This is a genomic window from Methylobacterium sp. NMS14P, from assembly GCF_028583545.1.
GTDB lineage: Bacteria > Pseudomonadota > Alphaproteobacteria > Rhizobiales > Beijerinckiaceae > Methylobacterium.
The window spans coordinates 5,116,191-5,138,038 of the sequence record NZ_CP087106.1 but is presented as its reverse complement, the minus strand read 5'-3'; the positions used below and the strand labels follow the sequence as shown (position 1 = coordinate 5,138,038).

21 protein-coding genes and 1 pseudogene are annotated in these 21,848 nt (G+C 68.5%); 13 read left to right on the top strand and 9 right to left on the bottom strand.

The window, feature by feature from the left end:
• Positions 1-244: 244 nt before the first annotated feature.
• The 7 genes from LOK46_RS24440 (at position 245) to LOK46_RS24410 (ending at position 8,796) form a co-directional block, all read left to right on the top strand.
• A complete protein-coding gene (locus tag LOK46_RS24440; protein WP_273560957.1) occupies positions 245-1,369 on the top strand; it encodes a sensor histidine kinase in 1,125 nt (374 codons plus the stop codon).
• A complete protein-coding gene (locus LOK46_RS24435) occupies positions 1,353-1,778 on the top strand; it encodes a response regulator (RefSeq protein WP_273560956.1) in 426 nt (141 codons plus the stop codon). The genes LOK46_RS24440 and LOK46_RS24435 overlap by 17 nt, the downstream gene beginning before the upstream one ends.
• Positions 1,779-1,786: 8 nt before the next feature.
• Positions 1,787-3,064 carry a hybrid sensor histidine kinase/response regulator gene (locus tag LOK46_RS24430; protein WP_273560955.1) on the top strand — a complete coding sequence of 426 codons (1,278 nt, stop codon included), beginning with the start codon at positions 1,787-1,789 and terminating at the stop codon, positions 3,062-3,064.
• A gap of 84 nt (positions 3,065-3,148) precedes the next feature.
• Positions 3,149-4,141 carry an HWE histidine kinase domain-containing protein gene (locus LOK46_RS24425; protein WP_273560954.1) on the top strand — a complete coding sequence of 331 codons (993 nt, stop codon included), beginning with the start codon at positions 3,149-3,151 and terminating at the stop codon, positions 4,139-4,141.
• A 70-nt stretch (positions 4,142-4,211) separates the two neighbouring features.
• A complete protein-coding gene (locus LOK46_RS24420) occupies positions 4,212-4,406 on the top strand; it encodes a type II toxin-antitoxin system ParD family antitoxin (RefSeq protein ID WP_273560953.1) in 195 nt (64 codons plus the stop codon).
• 225 nt (positions 4,407-4,631) lie between these two features.
• Positions 4,632-6,350 (top strand): sensor histidine kinase, encoded by a 1,719-nt coding sequence (locus LOK46_RS24415; RefSeq protein ID WP_273560952.1) that lies wholly within the window; start codon positions 4,632-4,634, stop codon positions 6,348-6,350.
• A 127-nt stretch (positions 6,351-6,477) separates the two neighbouring features.
• On the top strand, positions 6,478-8,796 hold the full coding sequence (locus LOK46_RS24410) for a hybrid sensor histidine kinase/response regulator (protein WP_273560951.1): 2,319 nt from the start codon (positions 6,478-6,480) through the stop codon (positions 8,794-8,796).
• 33 nt (positions 8,797-8,829) lie between these two features.
• Here LOK46_RS24410 and LOK46_RS24405 read toward each other — a convergent pair whose 3' ends face one another.
• From LOK46_RS24405 to LOK46_RS24385, 5 genes and pseudogenes are all read right to left on the bottom strand, one after another.
• Entirely contained in the window at positions 8,830-9,753 is a 924-nt protein-coding gene (locus LOK46_RS24405; protein WP_273560950.1) for a molybdopterin-binding protein, read from the bottom strand.
• Positions 9,750-10,574, bottom strand: a pseudogene (locus LOK46_RS24400) (cytochrome b/b6 domain-containing protein). The gene LOK46_RS24405 and the pseudogene LOK46_RS24400 overlap by 4 nt, the downstream one beginning before the upstream one ends.
• Positions 10,575-10,712: 138 nt before the next feature.
• Positions 10,713-10,937: a hypothetical protein gene (locus LOK46_RS24395; protein ID WP_273560949.1), complete on the bottom strand. Its 225-nt coding sequence runs from the start codon at positions 10,935-10,937 to the stop codon at positions 10,713-10,715.
• Positions 10,938-11,191: 254 nt separating this feature from the next.
• On the bottom strand, positions 11,192-13,735 hold the full coding sequence (locus tag LOK46_RS24390; protein WP_273560948.1) for a GAF domain-containing protein: 2,544 nt from the start codon (positions 13,733-13,735) through the stop codon (positions 11,192-11,194).
• Between the two features lie 209 nt (positions 13,736-13,944).
• The gene (locus LOK46_RS24385) at positions 13,945-15,318 is read right to left on the bottom strand and encodes a sensor histidine kinase (RefSeq protein ID WP_273560947.1); all 1,374 of its coding nucleotides are present in this window, start codon (positions 15,316-15,318) and stop codon (positions 13,945-13,947) included.
• 238 nt (positions 15,319-15,556) lie between these two features.
• Between LOK46_RS24385 and LOK46_RS24380 the strand changes: the two genes are divergently transcribed.
• Complete coding sequence (locus tag LOK46_RS24380; protein ID WP_273560946.1) at positions 15,557-16,027, top strand: MarR family winged helix-turn-helix transcriptional regulator; 471 nt, start codon at positions 15,557-15,559, stop codon at positions 16,025-16,027.
• Positions 16,028-16,282: 255 nt separating this feature from the next.
• Entirely contained in the window at positions 16,283-16,693 is a 411-nt protein-coding gene (locus tag LOK46_RS24375) for a response regulator (RefSeq protein ID WP_273560945.1), read from the top strand.
• 67 nt (positions 16,694-16,760) lie between these two features.
• On the opposite strand, the gene LOK46_RS24370 is transcribed toward LOK46_RS24375, so the two are convergent.
• The 3 genes from LOK46_RS24370 to LOK46_RS24360 form a co-directional block, all read right to left on the bottom strand.
• The gene (locus LOK46_RS24370; RefSeq protein WP_273560944.1) at positions 16,761-16,973 is read right to left on the bottom strand and encodes a hypothetical protein; all 213 of its coding nucleotides are present in this window, start codon (positions 16,971-16,973) and stop codon (positions 16,761-16,763) included.
• Between the two features lie 372 nt (positions 16,974-17,345).
• Positions 17,346-17,609: a DUF6894 family protein gene (locus LOK46_RS24365; protein ID WP_273560943.1), complete on the bottom strand. Its 264-nt coding sequence runs from the start codon at positions 17,607-17,609 to the stop codon at positions 17,346-17,348.
• Between the two features lie 147 nt (positions 17,610-17,756).
• Positions 17,757-18,182, bottom strand: a complete 426-nt coding sequence (locus LOK46_RS24360; protein WP_273560942.1) for a Crp/Fnr family transcriptional regulator — start codon at positions 18,180-18,182, stop codon at positions 17,757-17,759.
• 89 nt (positions 18,183-18,271) lie between these two features.
• Between LOK46_RS24360 and LOK46_RS24355 the strand changes: the two genes are divergently transcribed.
• Positions 18,272-19,539, top strand: a protein-coding gene (locus tag LOK46_RS24355; RefSeq protein WP_273560941.1) for an IS3 family transposase whose coding sequence is annotated in 2 segments (ribosomal slippage) — positions 18,272-18,596 and positions 18,596-19,539 — 1,269 coding nt in all. Because the reading frame shifts where the segments join, the coding sequence is not laid out codon by codon here.
• A gap of 48 nt (positions 19,540-19,587) precedes the next feature.
• Here LOK46_RS24355 and LOK46_RS24350 read toward each other — a convergent pair.
• Positions 19,588-19,827, bottom strand: coding sequence for a DUF6894 family protein (locus tag LOK46_RS24350; RefSeq protein WP_273560940.1), 240 nt, complete (start codon positions 19,825-19,827; stop codon positions 19,588-19,590).
• A gap of 284 nt (positions 19,828-20,111) precedes the next feature.
• On the opposite strand from LOK46_RS24350, the gene LOK46_RS24345 reads away from it, so the two are divergent.
• From LOK46_RS24345 to LOK46_RS24335, 3 genes are all read left to right on the top strand, one after another.
• Complete coding sequence (locus tag LOK46_RS24345; RefSeq protein WP_273560939.1) at positions 20,112-20,360, top strand: hypothetical protein; 249 nt, start codon at positions 20,112-20,114, stop codon at positions 20,358-20,360.
• A 34-nt stretch (positions 20,361-20,394) separates the two neighbouring features.
• On the top strand, positions 20,395-20,682 hold the full coding sequence (locus LOK46_RS24340; protein ID WP_273560938.1) for a DUF6894 family protein: 288 nt from the start codon (positions 20,395-20,397) through the stop codon (positions 20,680-20,682).
• A gap of 766 nt (positions 20,683-21,448) precedes the next feature.
• Positions 21,449-21,832, top strand: coding sequence for a hypothetical protein (locus tag LOK46_RS24335; RefSeq protein WP_273560937.1), 384 nt, complete (start codon positions 21,449-21,451; stop codon positions 21,830-21,832).
• Positions 21,833-21,848 lie beyond the last annotated feature (16 nt).

Below are 21,848 nucleotides of genomic sequence, written 5' to 3'. Positions count from 1 at the left end.
TGGGAGGCCTCGAACCTTCGGCCAGCCATCGGCACCGTCAGGCGACCCGGAGCGCGCCACTCCGTTGGTCGAGTGAGCCGGGTCCGTCGAGGTGGGGATGTCCACGCAACCGATGCCGGTCAATCCGCTCGGGCGTCGGTGAGCCTTGGCGCCGCCGCTTTGTCACCGCATGGGGCGCCATGCCCGTCCCGGAGCGGGTGGCGGGCATCCTCCCTGTCACCGCCATAGACCAAGGAGTGGATGCGTGGAGCGAGCCGCGAACCTCACGGCGGACGACTTCCGAGCCCTCGCGGATGCGCTGCCGCAGATGGCCTGGGTCGCCGAGCCGGGCGGCGACATCATCTGGTACAACCGGCGTTGGTACGACTACACCGGCACCACCCTCGAACAGATGCGCGGGTGGGGCTGGCGCGACGTCCACCACCCCGACCATGTCGAGCGTGTGGTGGAACGCATCGGCGAAGCGTTCCGGACTGGCGAGCCCTGGAAGGACACTTTCCCGCTCCGCGGCGCCGACGGCAAGTACCGCTGGTTCCTGTCGCTGGCTCAACCGCACCGCGGGCCGGACGGTCGCATCCTGCGCTGGTTCGGGACCAACACCGACATTACCGAGCGCAAGGGAATGGAACGCCGGCTCGCCCGGCACGCCATCGACCTGCGCCGCTCCAACGAGGAACTGGAGCAGTTCGCCTACGTCGCCTCGCACGACCTGAAGGCTCCCTTACGCGGAATCGAGAACCTCGTCGGGTGGATCGAGGAGGATCTGGAAGGGTCGCTGACCGGCGACGTCCAGACGAACATGGAGTTGCTGAAGAGCCGGGTGCGTCGGCTCGACAGCCTGCTCGACGACCTCCTGGCCTACTCGCGGGCGGGACGCGGCGAGGCCGCCGTCGACCGGATCGACACCAGGGCGCTCGTCGAGGAGCTCGCGGTCCTGGTCAGCCCGCCCGAGGGGTTCACCATCACGGCGGATAACTCCCTCCCGACCATGCAGGCGGCCCGGGCGCCCCTCACCCAGGCCTTGCAGAACTTGATCGGCAACGCCATCAAGCATCACGATCGGCCGGCCGAGGGGCACATCCGGGTCGAGGCCAAGCCGACGGGGGACGCGGTCGAGTTCGTCGTGACCGACGACGGCCCCGGCATCCCTGAGCAGTTCCGCGAGCGCGTCTTCGGCATGTTCCAGACGCTCAAGCCCCGCGACGAGGTCGAGGGCAGCGGCATGGGGCTGGCCATCGTGCGAAAGCTGGTCGACCGGCACGGCGGCAAGGTCTGGCTTGCGGACGGGGCGGACGGGCGGGGGTTGGCGGTGCATTTCACGTGGCCGCTCGACGGCCGGAAGGGACAGGCGGATGGGCTCGACGGTTAACATCCTGCTGGTCGACGACGACGAGGTCGACGTCCAGGGCCTCAAGCGCGCCTTCAAGAAGAGCAAGATCGGCAACCCGATCACGGTCGCGCGCGACGGCATCGAGGCGCTGGAGATCCTGCGCGGCGGGAACGGGCGCGAGCCGCTGCCAAGGCCGCACCTGATCCTGCTCGACCTGAACATGCCACGCATGAACGGCATCGAGTTCCTGGAGGCCGTGCGGGCTGACGAGGACCTGCGCTCGGCGGTGGTGTTCATGATCACCACGTCGAAGGCTGACGAGGACCGGATGCGCGCCTACGGGCACAACGTCGCCGGCTACATCGTCAAGCGCGACCCGGCCAACACCTTCATGGAGGCGGTGGCGCTGCTGGAGCACTACTGGAAGGTCGTGGAGTTCCCAGCGTAGCCGGCCCCGTGACGACCCCCACCCGCATCCTGCTGATCGACGACGATGCGGTCGACCGCGCCGCTGTGCGCCGGGCGCTCGCCAAGTCCGGGCTTAAGCACACGCTGACGGACGCGCCGGGAGGCGACGAGGGCTTGCGCCTCGCCGCGGAGGAAACCTTCGACTGCGTGCTGCTCGACTACCGGCTGCCGGGCATCGACACTTTCGCGCTGCTCAGGACGCTGCTGGCGGCCGAGGGGCAGGCGCGGGCGGTACTGATGCTGACCGGCGAGGCCGACCCGGACCTCGCGACCCGGCTGATGCGGGCCGGCGCGCTGGACTACCTCGACAAGGCCGAGGTCACGCCCTCAGGCCTGGCCCGGGCGATCCGCTATGCCGCGGCCCGGCAGGCCTTCCAACAGGAGCTCGCCGCGGCGAGGCGGGAGGCGGAGGCGAAGTCGCTCGAACTCGACACGCTGAACCGGCAGAAGTCGCTGCTGTTCTCGATCATCGCCCACGACCTGCGAAACCCGTTCCAGGCACTCCTCGGGCTGTCTGAGGTGTTGGGCAACGCCGTCGCGGCGCGCGACCCGGCGTCCATCGAGCGCCGGGCGAAGGGCATCCACGAGGCGGCGACGCAGGCCTATGACCTGCTCGAAAGCCTGTTCTCCTGGGCGAGCCTGCAGATGGACACGATGGCCGTCACCCTGACCGACGTCGACCTCGATGCCGTCGCGACCGAGGTGATGCAGGGTGCTGCCGAGGCCGCCGCCGACAAGGGACTGAACCTGGAGGCCTCTTGCGGCGGGGTCATCGTCCGGGCCCAGCGGGACATGCTCACCACGGTGCTGCGCAACCTTGTCGGCAACGCCGTCAAGTTCACGCTCCCCGGCGGGACCGTCACGCTTGCCGGCCGGCGCACCGGCGGCGATGTCGAGATCTCCGTCACCGACACCGGGGTCGGCATGCCGCCTGGCAAGGTCGACGACCTGTTCCGGCTGGACCGGCGGACGACGACGAACGGCACGGCGGGAGAGCGTGGCAGTGGTCTGGGCCTGCTCTTGTGCCGGGACCTGGTCGAGCGCCAGGGCAGCGTCCTGAACGCGAAAAGCGTTCTCGACCGCGGCACGACTTTCAGTTTCGTGCTGCCGGCCCCCGCAGCGACGACCGGCACGTCCACCACGACGAGGATCAAACTCGGCGGCGGTGTCCACGAGGAAACGCAGACGCCAGTCGACGGGGACACACAAACTGTTCGGAGTCCACGCAAGCCTGGCCGCAACCGCCGGTCGGTCGACGGGTTGTAAGGCTCGGTTGATCGCCTAATCCACGCCATAGCGGGTTCTGGAAACGGCCGGGTTGGGCGAAGGGGTGTAGGGTTGTCGCGGCGAGTGGATGAAGGCCTCAACGGGATAGACTTGCGCCTTCTATTGGCCGCGGTCGAGGCCACTGGGGAGGCCGTCCTGATCACGACCGCGGTCCTCGACGAGCCCGGTCCCGTCATCCTCTACGCCAATCCTGCCTTCGTCCGCCTTACCGGGTATGCACCCGACGAGGTCGTCGGGCGCTCACCCCGCTTCCTCCAGGGACCGGAAACCGAACGGGCACCCCTCGACGCGGCACGAAAGTCCCTGCTCGCCGGCGAGGCTTTCCAAGGCGAGGCACTAAACTATCGCAAGGACGGCTCGACCTATCGAGTCGAATGGCTGATCACCCCGGTCTGCGACGCGGAAGGGCGCATCACCAACTGGGTCTCGGCCCAGCGGGACGTCACCCAGCGGCGCGCGTTCGAGGATCGCCAGGCACTGATGGTGCGCGAACTCCACCACCGGGTGAAGAATACCTTGGCCACCGTCCAGGCCGTCCTGAACGCCACCATGCGTTCGTCGGTCACGATGGAGGAATTCGCCCGGGCGTTCGGTGGCCGCATCCTCTCGCTCGCCAGGACGCATGCGCTGATCACCGAGGACCAGGCGCAGGTCGCCTCGTTCGAGGGCCTGCTCCGTGCCGAGCTCGACCCCTATGACGAGGGGGGCAGGGTCACGTTGAGCGGGCCCGGTCTCAACCTCCCGTCCGAACTCGCGGTACCGGTCAGCATGGCCCTACATGAGCTGACAACCAATGCCCTCCGGCACGGCGGGCTGTCCCGGCCGGGCGGGAGCGTCGAGGTCACCTGGGGCATCGAGGATGGCCCGGAAGGGCCGTGGCTGGCTTGGGCGTGGACGGAGCATGGCGCACCGCCGCCGACGCTTCCCTCCCGAACGGGGTTCGGGACGCGTCTCCTGAACAAGATCCTCACGGCCCAGACGGCGGCGGAGGTCGATGCGTGCCACCAGGCTGACGGGCTGCAGATCGGCGTCCGCATCCCGCTCCCCCGCGCCTGAGAAGCAAACCACGAAAGCCGTGACGACCTGGCTCATTGTGTGAACAGGTCACACAGGCGACAGGACCGACATGGTCACACGCCGATCCGTCACCATCTCGCTCAGTCCCGAGCTGCACGCCGTCGCCGAACGGTTGTTAGCCTCGGGACGCTACGGCAACTTCAGCGAGGTGATCCGCGCGGCCCTGCGCCTGTTGGACGAGCGCGAGAACGACTATCGGGACCACCGGAACGCCCCCTCGACCGTTCACGCGGTAAGCCGCTGAGATTATGCGTACCAAAGACAACTCCCCGCGCGGCGGCGAGGCCATGCGTGCGGCGGTCCCGCGGCGAGACCGGTCCGCTCACCCGCGCGTCATGGACTTCGGCCTCCCCGGCTACCCCGAAAGCGCCGCGCCCGGCCCCGGCCACCTCGAACCGGCGAGGGCGGTGCCGACGAAGCCGTTCCCCGTCGGCGCCCTCGCGGCCCGCGTCCGCGGGATGATCGCGGAATGACGCTCACCACGCGCATCGTCCTTTTGGTCCTGCTCGCCCTCGCGCCGGCGCTCGCCATCCAGGGTTACAACGAGTATGCCCTGCGCGCCTCCCGCGACGAGGCCGTACGCACGGACACGGTGGCCACCGCGCGCGCGGTGGCCGACGACCTCGCCCAGGTCGCCGACACGGTCCGGCAGTCGCTCGACCTGGTCGCCCGCGACCCGCGGGTGCTCGCCCTCGATCCCGCCGCGTGTACCGACTACCTCCGCGGCGCCGCCACCGACCTGCCCCACCTCAACCTCCTTGCGCTGACGCGCCCGGACGGAACCGTCGTATGCAACAGCATCGGCTCGCCGCCAGGGTCCTACTCGAACGCCGGCCGGGCCTACCATCGCGCCGCAATGGCCAAGGGTGGCTTCGCCATGGGCGGCTATGCCCGCGGGGTCGCCACGGGCAAGGACAGCGTCCACTTCGCCAAGCCACTCCCCGGGCCCGACGGCGCGGTCGCCTCCGTCCTCGTCGCTGCCGTCGACCTCGACTGGTTGTCGCTGCACCTGCAGAAGGACCTGCGGCTTCCGTCGACCACCTTGACCGTCGCGGACCCTGACAAGGTCATCATGATCCGCCGGCCCGACGGGCAGGAGTGGGTCGGCAAGCCCATTCCCGGCGAGCGACAGAAGATCCTCGCGGAACGCGGCGAGGGCGTACGGGTCGACCTCGGCATCGACGGACGCGAGCGCGTCCTCGCCAACGCCACCCCCAAGGGACCGGCCGCCGGGGTCTGGGTCACGGTGGGGCGCGACCGGGACGTCGCCTTCGCAGACGTCGACGCTGCGACCCGCCGCGGCTTGGTCCTCATCGGGCTCGGCGTCCTGCTCGCACTCGGCGCCGCCCTCCTGGCCGCACGCTTCTTCATCCGCCGCCCGTTCGACCGGTTGCTCCGAGCCGCCGCCGCGTGGCGCGAGGGCGACCTGTCCACCCGGATCGGCATGACCCGCGGCGACGAGTTCGGGCGTCTGGGGCGCAAGCTCGACGGCATGGCCGCGAGCCTGCAGCGCAACGAGGCCGACCTGCGGGACGAGATCACCCGGGGACGCGAGATGCAGGAGCGGCAGGTCACGCTGCTGCACGAGCTGAACCATCGGGTGAAGAATACCCTTGCCACCGTCCAGGCCCTCGCCCGTCAGGCAAGCCGCGGCGGCGAGGCTCCGGGGGAGCGGCTGGAGGCGCGCATCCTGGCGCTGTCGAAGACCCACGACCTGCTCACCCGGGAGGACTGGTCGGGCGCTCCCCTGCACGAGGTGCTTGAGGGCGAGATCGGCCCCTACCGCGACGGCCCCGACCGCTTCGCCGTCGACGGGCCACATATCGACCTCCCGGCCCGGCACGTGCTGTCGCTCGGCATGACGATCCACGAGCTCGTCACGAACGCGGCCAAGCACGGCGCGCTGTCGGTCGAGGATGGGACGGTGTGCATTACTTGGCGGACGACGGTCGACGACGTCGGCGCGCGCCGCCTGTGCCTGGACTGGGTCGAGGAGGGCACCCCGTCGGGCGGGGCGCCTGGGCGGCCGGGTTTCGGGGCGCGCCTGATCCGCGCCAGCGTGGAACGCGAGCTCGACGGTTGCGTCGCCCTCGACATGGGAGCCATGGGGCTGCGCTGTACGCTCGACGTCCCGTTGGCCACCAGCGCCGGCATGCTCGCGCCCCATCGGTCGTCCGCGGCCCACTGACGACGGTGCGACGGCAAGGCCGACGCGAAGCCATGCCGAGTTCCATGGCCCGTTTCGCGGCATGGCGACCGCCAACGGTTCGGACGGGCGGGCCCAACTTTCGCCGGGGAATCGGCTACAGGGAACCATGCCCGCACGACGCCACCTTCAGCATGTCATCGAGAGCGCCATCGACTTCGGGGTCGTGGTGACCGATCTCGACGGCATCGTCACGGACTGGAACGCAGGGGCGGAGGCCATCTTTCGCTGGCGACGCGAGGAGATCCTCGGTACGCCGGCCGACCGTCTCTACACCGAAAGGGACCGAGCCGCCGGAATACCGGCGACGGAGATGCGGACCGCCCTCGCCGAGGATCGGGCGGAGGACGAACGGTGGCACCTCCGCCGCGACGGCACCGAGTTCTGGGCTTCCGGCGAGTTGATGCCGCTGCGCGGCGACGACGGCAGCCACCGCGGCTACGTCAAGATCGTGCGCGACCGCACCGGCCAGCACGAGGCGGGCCAGCGGCTCCGTCGGACGGAGGACCGCTTCAGGACGTTGCTTGAGACGGTCGAAACCGCCTTCGCCATCGTCGAGGTGAAATTCGACGTCGACGACCGGCCGGTGGACTACCGCTTCCTGGAGGCCAATCCCGCCTTCGAGCGACAGGCCGGCGTCAACCTGCGCGGCAAGTGGGTCACCGAGTTCGCGCCCAACCTTGAGCGGTTCTGGTTCGAGACCTACGGGCGCGTCGCCTCGACCGGCGAGCCGGCAAACTTCGAGAGCTACGCGGAGGCGTTCGAACGCTGGTTCGACGTGCGCGCCATCCGGGTCGGCGACCCGGCCGAGCGGCACATCGCCATCTTCTTCAACGACGTCACCGCCCGCAAGCGTGCGGAGGAGGAGCTCCGGACGCTGAACGACACGCTTGAACAGCAGGTCCAGGAGCGCACCCTGGAGCTCAACACCCTCTGGAATACCTCGCCCGACCTCCTGCTGGTCATCGGGTTCGACGGCGTGTTCCGGCGCGTCAACCCGGCCTGGACGACGATGCTCGGCTACGCGCCCGAGGAACTCGTCGGCCATCACGTGAACGAGTTCATCGTTCCCGACGACCGGGCCGGGACGGCGGATGCGAACACCCTCGCCGCCGTCGGCGGCCAGCCCCGCATCGTCAATCGCTACCGCCACAGGGACGGCTCCCTCCGCTGGATATCCTGGGTCGCTGCGCCCGCCGGCGACTATGCCTATGCGACGGGGCGGGACGTCACCGTCGAACGGGAGCAGGCGGAGGCACTGGCCCGGACCGAGGAGGCCCTGCGCCAGTCCCAGAAGATGGAGGCGGTCGGGCAGTTGACCGGCGGCCTGGCGCACGACTTCAACAACCTGCTGGCCGGCATCTCCGGCTCGCTGGAACTGATGCAGGCCCGCATCGGCCAGGGACGGCTCGGCGACCTCGACCGCTACATGACCGTCGCGCAGGGGGCGACCAAGCGGGCCGCCGCGCTGACCCACCGCCTGCTCGCCTTCTCGCGCCGGCAGACGCTGACGCCCAAGCCGACGAACGTGAACAGCCTCATCGCCGGCATGGAGGAACTGATCCGCCGGACCATCGGTCCGCAGGTCGCCCTGGAGGTCGTGGGGGCCGCGAGCCTGTGGCCGGCGCTGATCGACCCGGGCCAGCTTGAGAACGCGCTGCTCAACCTGTGCATCAACGCCCGCGACGCCATGCCGGACGGCGGTCGCATCACCATCGAGACGGCCAACAAGTGGCTGGATCGACCGACCGCGGTCAAGCACGACGTCCCGGAGGGCCAGTACCTTTCGGTGTGCGTGACGGATACCGGCACCGGCATGTCGCCGGAGGTGGTCGCCCGGGTGTTCGAGCCCTTCTTCACGACCAAGCCCATCGGCCAGGGCACAGGCCTCGGTCTCTCGATGATCCACGGCTTCGCCAAGCAGTCGGGGGGACAGGTCCGGATCTACACGGAGGTCGGGCAGGGCACGACCGTGTGCCTGTACATGCCGCGCCACTACGGCGACGCCGATACCGACGACGCGATGCCGAGGCTGACCGAGGCTGCCCGCGCCGGGCGGGACGAGGCGGTGCTGATCGTGGACGATGAACCCTCCGTGCGCATGCTGGTCACCGAGGTTCTGGCGGATCTGGGCTACACGGCCATCGAGGCGGCCGACAGCGTCGCGGGCCTCAAGGTGCTGCAGTCGGACGTACGCATCGACCTGCTGGTGACCGACGTCGGCCTGCCGGGTGGAATGAACGGGCGTCAGATGGCCGACGCCGGGCGGGAACGGCGCCCGGACCTCAAGGTGCTGTTCATCACCGGCTATGCCGAGAACGCGGTGCTCGGCCACGGGCACCTGGACCCCGGCATGCAGGTGCTGACCAAGCCGTTCGCGATGGAGGCTCTCGCCTCGCGGATCAGGGAACTCATCGCGGAGCGCTAGCCCCGGCGCCGGACCGGGGCTTGCCGCAGCGGGTCAGATCCCCGCGTACCAAGCGTAGCCCTGGTCCTCCCAGTAGCCGCCCTTGCCCTCGCCGATGCCGGCGAAGCTTTCCACGACCTCGATGCGCATCACGTACTTGGCCTGCTTGTAGCCGAGGTTGCGTTCCACCCGCAGGCGCAAGGGCGCCCCGTTCGCCAACGGCAGCGGCTTGCCGTTCATCTCGTAGGCCAGGATGGTCTGCGGGTGGAACGCGTCCACCAGGTCGATGCTTTCGTAGTATCGCACCGGCTCGGATGCCGGCTCGGCATCCGCGGCCTGCTGCCCGCCGGAGTCGCGTTTGTCCTCTCCACCACCGGACTGCTTCGTCATGGCCGGGTTGGCGTTGCCGCCAGCCTCCTGGCCGCCCGGGTCGCCATCGTTCGCCGCATCCGCGCCGTCGTCCTCGCCCTGGTCCATCGTGTCGGCACAGTGGAACACGACGTAGCGCGCCTCAGGCTTGAGCTTGGCCTGCCCCAGAAGGTCGGCCAACGGGACACCCGTCCACTGGCCGATGGCGCTCCAGCCTTCGACGCAATCGTGGCGGGTGATCTGCGTCCGGGACGGGAGCCTGCGCAGCTCCGCCAGCGAGAGCTTCAGCGGCGTCTCGACCAGCCCGCCGATCTCCAGGCGGTAATCCGCGAACTTGCGCCGTGCCAGCGTCTTGTAGGCCTTGTCCGGCGGGTCCTCGGTGCCGTTCGGCTTGAACCACGGCGAGATGTCGGCCTCGGCGTACTCAGGGGCCAACGTCCGCTCCGTCAGCAGCAGCCGTTGGACGAACAGGTTGGCGTCCTCGCCGGTCTTGAGCGTGCGCCGGAACCATTCGGGCTCGCCGAGGCGGTCGCATCCGCCGAGCATCGCGGTGCCAGCGGCCGCGGTGGCACCAAGCAGGAGGGACCGTCGGCTGGGCTGCCGGATCATGCGCGGTCCTCCAGGTTGTCGGCCACCGGGGCGGGCTCGATCCGGCGCTCGATCACGAACCAGCCCGTGAGCATGCCGCGCATGTTGTTCCAGAAGCCCGAGAGCACGACCAGGGCGACGTGAACGACCACGAAAAGGACCAGCAGGGCGGCCACGACGAAATGGACCGTCCGCGCCGATTGCCGCCCGTCGAACAGCGTCAGCAGGAACGGGAAGGCCGCGTCCATGGCCGGAGACATCGTAAGGCCGGCCAGAACCTGCACCGGCAGCAGCACGAACAGCACGACGGCGTAGGTGAGCTTCTGAATGACGTTGTAGCGCTTGGGCTCATCGCCTTGCGGGAAGCGGAGCGTCAGGTGCTCCCACACGGAGGCGCCGAAATGCCTGACCTGGTCGCGCTGGGGCAGAACCCGGAACCGAAGCTGCCCGCTGAGCAGGCCATACAGCAGGTAGAGGGCGCCGTTCAGGACGAAGGCCCAGGCGAAGAAGAAGTGCCAGCTGCGGCCGCCGGTGAGGTCCTGGTCGCTCGGCAGCGTCAGCCAGGACGGGAAGCCGCGGTCGGCCGGCTCGCCGTCCGAACCCGCCGACGAGCCGAGCCAGCCGGTGGTGTCGAACGTGTGGCCCAACACCGCTGTCATACCCTTGGGCGGGTCGTCCTCGGTCTGGGACATCGCCAGCAGCGGCGCGTCGAAGGTCGAGGCCTTGCCTCAGTACAGGGTCGAGTGGGCGTTGAAGATCTGCAGGCCGCTCATCAGCAGGACGAGGAGGCAGAGCGCGTTGAGCCAGTGGGTGATCCGGATGACGGCGGGGTGCCGGAACATCCAGCGCCGATGCTCCACCTCGCCGGTGTCGGGGGCGGAGCGCGTCAGGTAGGTGCGGGGCACGTAGGCAGCAATCCAGGTGAGCGCGGGGCGCGGCGACCGACCCGCGGGCCGGGCCGCCGCGTTCGGGATGGCCGCTTACATGCGGTTCATCATCATCTTCCGCTTCATCATCCGGCGCTTCATCATCTTCTTATGCACCATGCGCTTCTTCATCATCATGCGCTCGTTGCTGCTCATCCGAACCTGGGTCACGCCGGCCGGGGCGGCCTGAAGGCCGTTCGGGCCCGCGGAGGCGGTGCCGGTGCCGAGAACGATGCCCCCGAGGACCGAGGCGGCGAGGGCGACGGTGGTGATCTTCATTCGATGTCTCCTGTACGGGAGAGGAATCCCCTTCGCACAAGGAGGCAAGGCGATTGTCTTGCTGCAAGTTCCTGATTTCACGAATAAATTACGCCCGTCTGGTGATTGTCAGGCGCAACTTTTCGGGCGCCGAGGCCGGGCGCCGCGCCACGCCCTGGCCGGGCGTACGCCGGCCTGTACGAGGGCTCGTCCAGAAAAGTTTCAGCCAGGTCCGGAAGAGGCGCGCCCTGCCCCGTCTGCGACCGTCGGCAGGCCTACCGGGCGATGCGGTCGCGGCGCACAGCCGTGACCTTGCCGAGCATGCGCGAGAGCTGCTCGGCCGAGTACGGTTTGTGCACGAGCTCGAACCCGTGCGAGGCGTCCTGGGCGAGGACGTGGCTGTAGCCGGACGTCAGGACCACCGGCAGGTCCGGAAGGCGTCGGCGCAGCTCCTCCGCGAGGGCGACCCCGCCCATGCCGGGCATGACGACGTCGGAGAACACCGCGTCGAACCGGCCTGGCGTCCGCTCGATCTCGACGAGGGCCTCCTCGGCGTTGGTTGCCCACACCGTTTCGTTGCCGAGATCCTCAAGGATCTGCGTGGCGAAGCGACCGACCTCCAGGTTGTCCTCGACGACGAGCAGGCAGAGCCCGGTGGCGGCAGGGACCTCGGTCGCCCGGGTGCCCTCGACGACGACCGGCGCCGGCACCTCCGGCAGGTACAGGGTGAAGGTCGAACCCCGGCCCGGTTCGCTCTCCACGGCGATGTCGCCGCCGGACTGCTTGGTGAAGCCGAACACCTGGGACAGCCCGAGCCCGGTGCCCTGGCCGACGGGCTTCGTGGTGTAGAACGGCTCGAACACCCGTGGCAGCGCCTCCGCCGGGATGCCGCTGCCCGTGTCGGTCAGCGACACGGCGACGAACGGGCTGGCCGATCCGGCATGTCCGCGGATCGACGGCAGGGCGGCGCCGCAGACGAGCCGCAGGGTGAGGGTTCCCTCTCCCTGCATGGCGTCGCGCGCGTTGACCGCCATGTTCACGAGGGCCGTCTCGAACTGGCTGACGTCGGCGCGGACGTGGCAGGGCGCCCCCTCGATCTCCAACACCACTCGGATGCGGGCACCGGTCACGGTGTCGAGCATGTCCCCAACGGCGCGCAGGCGAGCCCCGACCTCGAACACCTCCGGGGTGAGCGCCTGGCGCCGGGCGAAGGCCAGGAGCTGTCCCGTGAGCTTGGCGGCCCGCTCGACCGTGTCGGAAACGGCATCGAGGTAGCGCTGCTTGCGCTCGGCGGCGAGGTCGGGACGGCGCAGGAAGTCGACCGACGAGCGGATGATGGTCAGCAGGTTGTTGAAGTCATGCGCGACGCCCCCGGTCAGTTGCCCGACCGCCTCCATCTTCTGCGACTGTCGCAGCGCCTCCTCGGCCATCATCAAGGCGCGCGTGCGCTCCCCGACCTGCCGTTCCAGGTCCGTCTCGTTGGCCCGCAACGCCGCCTCGTCGTCGAGCCTTCCGCGCGCCGTGGACAGGAACTGCGCGACCGTGGCGAAGAAGGACAGCGTTTCCACGTCGAAGGCGGCCTGCCGGGTCGAAGCGAAGGAGATCACCCCGGATAGCCGGCCGTGGCTGATCACCGGGTAGCCTGCGAAGGCGGTCAGTCCCGCCTCGCGCGCCATGGCGTGGCGCGGCTCGCCGCTCTTCTGGATATCCGGGAGCACGAAGGGTTTGCGCGTCCGGGCCACGATCCCGCACAGGGGTAGGTCGCAGGAAACGTCGCCGAGGACCGCCCTGAACTCCGGCCCGAGACCGACGGACTGGGTCAGCGCGAGGCGCTCCCCGTCCGCCGTCGCGACGTAGATGTACGTCTGGTCGAAGCCGAGCGCCTCCGTGCCCGCCTCAAGGATCGGGACCAGCGCCGCGTCCGGGTCGGCGGCCGACAGCAACTCGGCGGCGGCCCGGGCCAGGAGATGCAGGCGCTCGCCGCGGCGGCGCTCCTCGGTGCGGTCGCGCAGGATCTTGAGGTAGCCGACGTGGCCGCCGTCCTCGGCGGTCAACGGCATCATCTCGCCCATCGCCCAGAACCGCGAGCCGTCCTTGCGCAGATGCCAGCGCTCGTCGTTGCCGCGGCCCTCCTCGCGCGCCGCCCGCATCTCGCTCTCCGGGATGTCGTCGGCCCGGTCTTCGGGCGTGAAGAACAGGTCGGCGTGGCGGCCGCGCGCCTCCGGCTCGCTCCATCCGAGGATGGTCTCGGCGCCGGCATTCCAACCGGAGACGCGGCCGTCCAGATCCGTCGTGACGATGGCGTAGTCCACCGCGCTGGCGAGGACCTGCCTATGGCGGGCCTCGTCCGCCCGTTGTCGGCGCAATGCCTCGTCGCGCTCGCGCACGGCCCGGCGAAGTTCGAACTGAGCCATGACCTGCCGGGCGAGCGCCTGGAGATCCTCGATCTGCGTCGGCTCCAGCCCCCCGGGATGAGCGTCGCCGTCGACGACGCACAGCGTCCCGAGCACGAGGTCGTCGGACGTCAGCAGCGGCACGCCTGCGTAGAAGCGCACGCCGGCGTCGCGGGTCGCCGGGTTCCCCACGTAGGCCGGGTCCGAGCTTGCGTCGGGTATGATGAGCGGCGCGCCGGCATTCACGACCAAGGGGCAAAAGCCGGAATCGAGCGGCGCGTCCTCCGCGCCCGCGTAGCCCGACCGCGCCTTGAAGAATTGGCGGACGTCGTCGACAAGGGTGATCAGCGAGACCGGCGTGCCGCAGATCCGCGCGGCCAGGCGGGTGATGTCGTCGAGCTCCGCCTCAGGCGCCGTGTCGAGCATGGCGTATCCGGCGAGCGCCGCGAGCCGCCGCGCCTCCCGCCCCGTCGCCTCTGCGCCCTGTCGTTCCACATGCATGACGGTCGGAGTGCAAGGCGCCAAAAGATCATCCAATCACGGCATGGGGTCGACGGGGCCTGCAAACCCGGCATCGGGTCATCTCGACGATTCCCACAATAACGTCGAGGGAACGCCCTTCGCCCACTTCCGGATCACGGTTCGGCGAAGATGGAGAGGGGCAGCCGCACGGTGAAGGTGGTCCCCGGGGACCCGGCCGCGGTAGCCATGGTCCCGCCGAGCTGCCGGACGAACGCCTCGACGAAGCGCGATCCCAGGCCCGACGAGGCGTTGCCGGCACCAGGAGCCGACAGGCCGATGCCGTCGTCGCTGACGGTCAGGGTGACACCGTCCTCTTGACGTCGGAAGCCGATCTCGATGCGCCCCTTGCCTTCCGGGAAGGCGTACTTGACCGCGTTGGTCGCGAGTTCGTTGACGACCAGCCCGAGCGTCACGGCATGCTCGGCCCTGACCGGGACAGGGTCGGCGGCCACGGCGATGAACACGCCGCGGCCCTCGCCGAGCAGGCTCGACCGCAGGCTGCCGGCGATGCCGTTCAGGTAGGCGTCCGCCGGCACCGGGCCGAGCGTGGCCGACCGGGAGATCACGTCGTACAGCTCGGCCACGGCGCCGATGCGCGCCTGCATCGCCCGGTATCCGGCAAGGCAAGGCTCGGCGGCCCGTCGGATCTCGAACGACACGAAGGCCGTGATGATCTGCAGGCTGTTCTTGATGCGGTGGGCGAGTTCCGCCGCGAGCAGGTCGCGGTGACGCTCCAGCATGCGCGCCTCGGTCACGTCCTCGAACACCAGCAGCAGCCGGGTGACGTGGTTGCCGGGGCGGAACACCTTCCGGGCGTTGAGCTTGAAGATGCGCCGGCCGAGATCTGGAAACTCGTCCTCGACCTCGAACCCGTCCATGGTCTCGTCGTCGGGCACGATCCGGCCGAGCAGTTCCTGCAGCCGACCGACCCGCCACTGGCCCTGGGCGAGGTCGTACAGGGACCGCCCCGTCAGGTCGCCGGCCTCGCCCCCGAACAGGCGCAGGAACGCCCGGCTGGCGGCGACCACGGTCATTTCCTGCTCAAGGACGACGAGCGGGTCGCGCACGGTGTCGACGATGCTCTGCGCGAGGCTCCTCTGACGCTCGGCCTCCTTGCGGGCCTGGTGCTCCTCGGTGACGTCGTCGATGGCCAGGAGCAGGAACGGGGCGCCGTCGCCCTCGCGATGGACCTTGCGCGCGTTGAGCCGCATGCATTTCACCCCGATGCCGGGGAAGTCGTGCCCGACCTCGTAGCCCTCGACCGCCTCGTCGCGCGGCACGATCTCCAGGAGCAGTCTGCGCAGCTCCGGGATGTCCCATTGCCCGTTCCCGAGCGAGAACAAGGCCTGCCCGACGGTCTCGTCCGGAGCGGCCGCGAAGGTTCGGTAGAAGGCTCGGTTGGCGGACTGCACCCGTAGGTCGAGGTCGAGCACGAGCAGGCTCGACGGAACGGTGTCGACGATGTCCTGCGCGCTGACCGCATCCATGAGCCCGCTCCCGATGTCCCGACCTTCGCCATGCCGGTTGCGCCGTCGACGTAATCGGACGACACCGAGGAACCGGCCGGCGACCGTGGGCCGCCCAGGCACCCCACCGAGGCTGTCGCCGCGGCGCCCTCCATCCGGTCCGGGAGCGTTCCTTGAACCCCGAGGCGATCCACCGTGGCGGCTGGTTGACAGCATCGCTCACGCGTGAACGATTAACGTCTGGACGGAGCGCCGGTCAATGGCGACATCGACGAAGCAACGCGGGCTCATGCTGGATGACCAGCTCTGCTTCGCCCTCTACGCCGCGACGAACTCGGTGGTGCGCGCCTACCGGCCGCTGCTGGGCGAGCTCGGCCTGACCTACCCGCAATACCTCGTCATGCTGGCGCTCTGGCAAGACGGGGGGACGGCGGTGCATGACCTGGCCGCCCGCCTGCAACTCTCGTCCAGCGCGGTCACGCCCCTGGTCGACCGGCTGGAGGCGGCGGGTTTCGTCACCCGGGTCCGCGCCGCGGACCGGCGCGTCGTCCTCGTCGGCCTGACGGAGGCGGGTCGGCTGCTGGAGGACAGGGTCTCGGAGGCGCAGCAGGCCGTCGTCTGCCGCACCGGCCTCGGCGAACGCGACCTCGCCGACCTTCGCCAGGAGTTGAAGGATCTCGCCGAGCGTGTTGCGACGACGGGCATGACCCGGGGCGACGAGCCGAACTGAGGACGCTCCGGACGCCGGCGTACACGCGGCAACTCTTGATGAACTCGTAGCGGATGCGGGGACTGTTTTCCAGGTCGATGTCCCGCGGCTCGCGTTCCATGGTCGCCGGGTCGTGGCGCCGGCCGCGGGCGTGATGCGCGAACTTTGCTGGACGCACATGGCGCAGCCTGACGACACCGGGCACACGCACGACGGGTTTTCATCGACGCCGGAGGTCAGGGAGCCTTTCACGGCGGACGGGCTTTAATCCCCGCCATGACCGATCCCACCCCACAGTCCCGCCCCTGCGCCCTCGTCGTCGACGATAATGCCTTCATCCGCATGGACGCGCTGGACATCCTCGAAGACGCCGGGTTCGAGACCCTGGAAGCCACGGATGCCGACGCGGCGCTGGTCCTGCTGCGGGAACGGCACCCCGACCTTTCCGTGCTGTTCACCGACGTCCAGATGCCCGGGGAGTTGGACGGGTTCGCCCTCGCCCGCCACGCCGCGGGCCACTGGCCGCACATCCGCATCGTCGTCGCGTCCGGGCAGGCCACGCCGGGTCCGGACGACCTTCCGGACGGCGCGCATTTCATCGCCAAGCCGTTCAGCGCCCGGATCGTGCACGACCATTTGCGGGATATGCTCCCCGAGGGCCGCAAGCCGCCGCCGCTCCGCGGCTGATTCAGGGGTGTTTGCTCTCGGTTCGGGTCGAGGCCGGCGGGACGGGATGGACCGTCGTTGTCGCGGCCTATCCGGCCCTGCGTGAGTAGCGCCCTTCGTCCCGGTGCTCGAAGTAGCGTCCGAAGGAGACGCGGACGTCCATCTTCTTCCTGAGCACGGCGGCGGTGAGCGGCGCCCGGCGGAGCGCCGCCCCGCGGACGGTCCAGGTCCTGAGCTCGGGAAGGATCTTGGCCGGTGTCAGGGCCCCGCGCTCGGCCAGGACCTCGGCGACCTCGCGCATGACGCAGTCCCAGAACTTCTCGGCGCAGAAGCGATCGAGTTGGTTCTCGACCTTGGCGAAGCAGACCGGACGCGCGGCCTCGTCCTCGGCGGCCTACCCATGGGACGGGCGGCAGCGTTCTCAGCCTTGAGCTTGTCGATGAGCGTGTTCAGGTGCTCTTGGTCCGTTGCGTTAGGCGCTAAGCTGCTGGAGCGTCCGCTTCGGAGTAGGCGCCGGAGTGGGCCGAATGACCGGGTTGGGCGCAAAGTCGAATGTCTGATTTTGCGCGCACTGATGATCCGGTGTGACGGAATCTGGCCGAAAGCCGCCGCTCCGCTTTAAGGGCGGAGCGGCGGAAAAGCGGACATCGCATAGAACGAACGCCGATCCGGCTCATCGCCGTTCGGACTCGTTCCCTCGTGTTGAAACGCGGCGGTCGCTGACGTTGACGCCGACCTGGTACACGGGACGTCCTGTCGCGTCCGTCACATCCATAGTCCAACAATCGATGGTGGCGATGCGCCTTGCCTCGTCCTGCAGGACCGCCCCCGTCAAACGGATCGCCGCGACGTGCGCTGTCTCCTCGTCCGGCAACTCGGTGCCGTCCGTGTCAAACTGATCGCGACCGTCGCGGATGTGGAAGTAGAACCGGGGCATCAAGTGGGTCGCTCATTCAGGCGTCGCCCGATCTGAACGCTGCTCAACCCAACTGTCTGCTGATGCACATTAAAGAGCAGGTTTTGCCGCATGCGGCGGAACAGCCACGGGGTTATGGCCGCTCGGACGACAGCCATCTAGCATCGACTACCGCCCGTCGGCAGGACGGCTTGGTCGCAGATGCAGATAGGCGGGGTCGAAGCTGCAATATGTCTTCAACCGCGCCACGTCTGAGATGGTCAACCGCCTGCGCTTGAAGTCTACCAGATCGAGTTGCCGCAAATGCCGTAGCGTGCGGTTCACGTGCACGCTGGTCATGCCCAAAATGTCTGCGAGGTCGATCTGCGTCAGGGGTAGATCGTAGCCGCCCTCATCCGCGATGCCGACCAAGCGCAGGCGCAGGAGCAGCTCGCAGATCAGGTGGGCTAAGCGTTCCGGGGCTTCGCGCTGGCCCATGCTAGACAACCACTCCCGCAGGATGCCCTCGTCTACCAGCGTCGCCCACCACAGCGCCCGGGTGATGCGCGGATGGTTCTCCGTCAGGTCGCGGATGGTCGCGGCCGGGATGTCCACGATCGTACACGGTGAGAGCGTGGTCCTCCGCCCCACGGTTGCTTGAGACACCCCGTTAGCGGACGGTCTCCGCCTCAGGGGTGAGAACGATGACGACGACTACAGGAGCGGTTGCCGGTTCGGTCGGACCTGGCCGGGGTGGGCGCATGTCCCGGCAGCGCAAGCGGGACGCGGTGTTGCGGCTTCTGCGTGGTGAGGACCTGGAGAGCGTCTCGCGCGGCCTGGGCGTGACGGCGGCGACCTTGTCGGGCTGGCGCGATGCTTTCCTGGCGGCGGGCGAGGCCAGCCTGTCCACCCGGCCCCTCGATGCGGACGCGCTGGAGAGCGGGCGTCTCAAGGCCAAGCTCGGCGAGATGCTGCTGGAGCGCGAGCTGCTGGAGGCCAAGGTCGCCGCCCTGGAGGCGCGTGGCGCCGGCCCTTTGGCCCGCAGGCGGTCGCGGCCATGAGCCGGACCGTCTCGCCGGCCAGCGGCAGCGTCTACGGGCTGGCTCGGGTGTGCCGGATCTGGCGCGTGTCGCGCGCCACCGTCCACCGGCATCTCTCACCGCCCCGCTCAGGGCTCGGATCGGAGGCCGGGTCCGATCCCGCGCGGCGGCCCGGCCCGGTCGGGGCGATGCTGGATGCCGCACTGCTCCTGCGGATCCGCGCCATCCTGACCGACAGCCCCTTCCACGGCGAAGGCCATCGCAAGGTCTGGGCACGGCTGCGCATGAAGGGCGTGCGCACCTCCAAGCGCCGGGTGCTGCGCCTGATGCGCGCCCACGACCTGTTGGCCCCCACGCGGGTCGGCACACCGCGCGGTCCGCGCAACCACGACGGCACCATCATCCCGGACAGGGTCGACACGATGTGGGGCACCGACCTGACCACCACCTGGACGGCCGAGGGGCAGGTCGCGGTGTTCGTGGCCATCGATCACTGCTCGGCCGAGTGCGTGGGCATCCATGCGGCCCGCCGGGCCACGCGCTTCGAGGCGCTGGAGCCGATCCGCCAAGGGGTGCGGCAGCGCTTCGGTGGCTTCGCGGCCGAGATCGCCTCCGGCCTGAGCGTCCGGCACGATCACGGAAGCCAGTACATGGCGGACGCCTTCCAGGCGGAGCTCGCGTTCCTGGGCATCGCGAGCTCGCCCGCCTTCGTGCGCGCCCCGGAGGGGAATGGCTGCGCCGAGCGCTTCATCCGCACCCTCAAGGAGAACCTGTTGTGGGTCGAGCACTTCGATACGGTCGAGGATCTGCGCCACGCCCTGCTGGCGTTCCGAGATCTCTACAATGAGACGTGGCTGATCGAGCGACACGGGTTCCGGCCACCGGCCGATATCCGCGCCGCGCAGCTACCACCCGCGGCCATCGCCGCGTAGGCTTCAGATCGGTGTCTCACAATCCGCAGGCGGTACATAGGTTCGCGCTCAGCGGTTGAGCCACACCCCGGAGTAGCTCAGCGTCGCCGAGAAGACCGGACGTCCATCCTCGTCACGGATCAGGGCGATGAAGGCGCGTCGATCTCCGTCTCTGGGGATCTCATCCCGGGCGGTGTCCGGCAGGGTGCGGATCGCGAGCTTGCGGGCCGCCTCCTCGTCGGCGCACTCGGTGCCGGTGTCGTCCCGTGTAGAGCCGCCGTCGTGGATGTCGAAGAAGTAGCGGGGCACGTGGCGCGCTCCCTCTGGCGATGAGCCGGGAGCGCAAGACTCTCACAGCCGCTGACGGCTCGGATCGGAGCCAGCGATCGGGGGGCCTTATCGTACGTGGACGACGGGCACACTCACATGGGTGAGAAACCGCGCGACATTTGGGATCGGGCGACGGTCGTTTTTGATCATGGCAGATCCGCGCACCGAATTCACCCTCTCTTAACTTAAGTCGCTGTGCGCACGAGAAAGGTATCGGAGCCTGTCTATCATCGGCCAGCAGGAGGCTCGACGTGGAACAACCTATGATGATGCCGATCGAGTTCTGGCTTCAAGTCGAGCGAGATGTCTCTGCCAAGGTCGATGGCGTACTTAACTTAAGTAAAGTTCAGCGTCAACCGGTGATCACGTACCTGCGCGACCTGGAGGTGATGGCCAGAACGGCGTGCGACCGCCGCCAGACGGTTCAGATCATCGCCTCGGGGCGCAGCCTGCTCGGCGACAGGACGGCGATCGGGCCGCACGACGGGCCGTTCGCGCACGCCTTCGCATGAACCGAGCAGACGAGCAGGCGTAGGTGGTATCGGCATGCCCAAGCGTTACTTCTTCGACCTTGTATGCGGCCAACGTGGGGCTCCGGACGGCGATGGTATCCTGCTGAGCGATCCTGGCGCGGCCTTGAAATACGGCACGCGACTGCTGGCTGAGCACCTCGTCGCAAATGCGGAGGAACGCGGACAGCAGCTCACTATGAACGTGAGAGATGCCAGTGGGGACATGCTGTTCCGGCTGAGCATGGAGATGCATGTCGAGATGGCTGCCGCTGGCGGAACAGTCACCGACTATAAAATGAGCGCACTTACTCGGACTGTATGACCATTCTAAGGGCAAGCGTGAATTATAACATATGTAAATTCAGGATAAAATTATCAAAAACTCAGATCGTGACTCGATCATAGGCAGGAACATCTCATCGTTGACGTGGTTTGCGGGTCAAGATCCTCCCAAGGATCTCCGTGAATGACACAGGGAGTTTGAGATGAACGCCAGAACTTTGCGCCTGCCTTTGATCGCTGCCGCTGTGTTTGTTGGAAGCACTAGCTTCGTGCTCGCCCAAGGAGGTGCAGCCGGCGGGGGAGCAGGTGGCGCAGGCACCGGTGGTGGTGCCGGCATGAGCGGTGGTTCCACAGGAACGGGGGGCTCAATGGGTGCGGGTGGCGGATCCGGCACCGGCATGAGTACGGGCGGTCAGATGAACAATGGGACCGGCACGGGTGGCCGCATGGGTACGGGCAACTCCGGCTCAATGGGAACCGGCTCGGCCGGGAGTTCCGGCTCGATGGGCAACGGAACGGGTGGCTCTTCTGGCACCATGGGTCGTTGATAGCGCCTCACCCCGCCATCCGTCGCAAAATGGGTGGCGGGGCTCCTTTGCCCTTCACAGCTTTGGCAATTAGCCATCGACGACCCGTACCTTCTCTTACCACTCATAGAGTTTGTTCGCGTCACGCCTCGCCCGATGCGGTGCATGGCTTGTACCGAAACCCGCTGTTCGGTGGTCAGTTCTATATCCGGGACGCTGTCAGGCAGCGCCCGATACCAGCCGTCTGAGGGGGGCGTGCTCGTCTCGGGATATCAAACCATGCTGTGCAGAACCGTCATACCGCTCCTTCTCGCCATAGGCATCGTGACACCCGCCCTGGCCGAACCCGGTGCCATAGTTGAGCCGAAAATGCTGATCCATGGCAACTATTGCGGCCCTGGCAACAACGCCCCACTTCCGCCGATCGACCCCCTCGACGCTGCCTGCGCTCGCCATGATGCCTGCACGCCGAACGGTGGGATACCGTCACGTGCCTGCAACGTCCGCCTGCAGCGAGAGGCCGACGCGGTCTCGCGTGATCCGAAGCAGCCTTCTGATGTGAGGGCGATGGCTGGCTTCGTCGCGGCAGGGGCAGCCATGCTTCAGATTGCCGACGAACCCGGTCGCAACCTGACCATGATGCGTCCAGGTGTGAGGCCGTAGCCTTCCGCAAGGCAGG

Excerpts from the sequence above, each read along its gene's own strand:
- LOK46_RS24435 (WP_273560956.1), top strand. The coding sequence starts at position 1,353 with ATGGGCTCGACGGTTAACATCCTGCTGGTCGACGACGACGAGGTCGAC.
- LOK46_RS24420 (WP_273560953.1), top strand. The coding sequence starts at position 4,212 with ATGGTCACACGCCGATCCGTCACCATCTCGCTCAGTCCCGAGCTGCAC.
- LOK46_RS24415 (WP_273560952.1), top strand. The coding sequence starts at position 4,632 with ATGACGCTCACCACGCGCATCGTCCTTTTGGTCCTGCTCGCCCTCGCG.
- LOK46_RS24410 (WP_273560951.1), top strand. The coding sequence starts at position 6,478 with ATGCCCGCACGACGCCACCTTCAGCATGTCATCGAGAGCGCCATCGAC.
- LOK46_RS24405 (WP_273560950.1), bottom strand. The coding sequence starts at position 9,753 with ATGATCCGGCAGCCCAGCCGACGGTCCCTCCTGCTTGGTGCCACCGCG.
- LOK46_RS24395 (WP_273560949.1), bottom strand. The coding sequence starts at position 10,937 with ATGAAGATCACCACCGTCGCCCTCGCCGCCTCGGTCCTCGGGGGCATC.
- LOK46_RS24390 (WP_273560948.1), bottom strand. The coding sequence starts at position 13,735 with ATGCTCGACACGGCGCCTGAGGCGGAGCTCGACGACATCACCCGCCTG.
- LOK46_RS24385 (WP_273560947.1), bottom strand. The coding sequence starts at position 15,318 with ATGGATGCGGTCAGCGCGCAGGACATCGTCGACACCGTTCCGTCGAGC.
- LOK46_RS24380 (WP_273560946.1), top strand. The coding sequence starts at position 15,557 with ATGGCGACATCGACGAAGCAACGCGGGCTCATGCTGGATGACCAGCTC.
- LOK46_RS24375 (WP_273560945.1), top strand. The coding sequence starts at position 16,283 with ATGACCGATCCCACCCCACAGTCCCGCCCCTGCGCCCTCGTCGTCGAC.
- LOK46_RS24370 (WP_273560944.1), bottom strand. The coding sequence starts at position 16,973 with ATGCGCGAGGTCGCCGAGGTCCTGGCCGAGCGCGGGGCCCTGACACCG.
- LOK46_RS24365 (WP_273560943.1), bottom strand. The coding sequence starts at position 17,609 with ATGCCCCGGTTCTACTTCCACATCCGCGACGGTCGCGATCAGTTTGAC.
- LOK46_RS24345 (WP_273560939.1), top strand. The coding sequence starts at position 20,112 with ATGATGATGCCGATCGAGTTCTGGCTTCAAGTCGAGCGAGATGTCTCT.
- LOK46_RS24340 (WP_273560938.1), top strand. The coding sequence starts at position 20,395 with ATGCCCAAGCGTTACTTCTTCGACCTTGTATGCGGCCAACGTGGGGCT.
- LOK46_RS24335 (WP_273560937.1), top strand. The coding sequence starts at position 21,449 with ATGCTGTGCAGAACCGTCATACCGCTCCTTCTCGCCATAGGCATCGTG.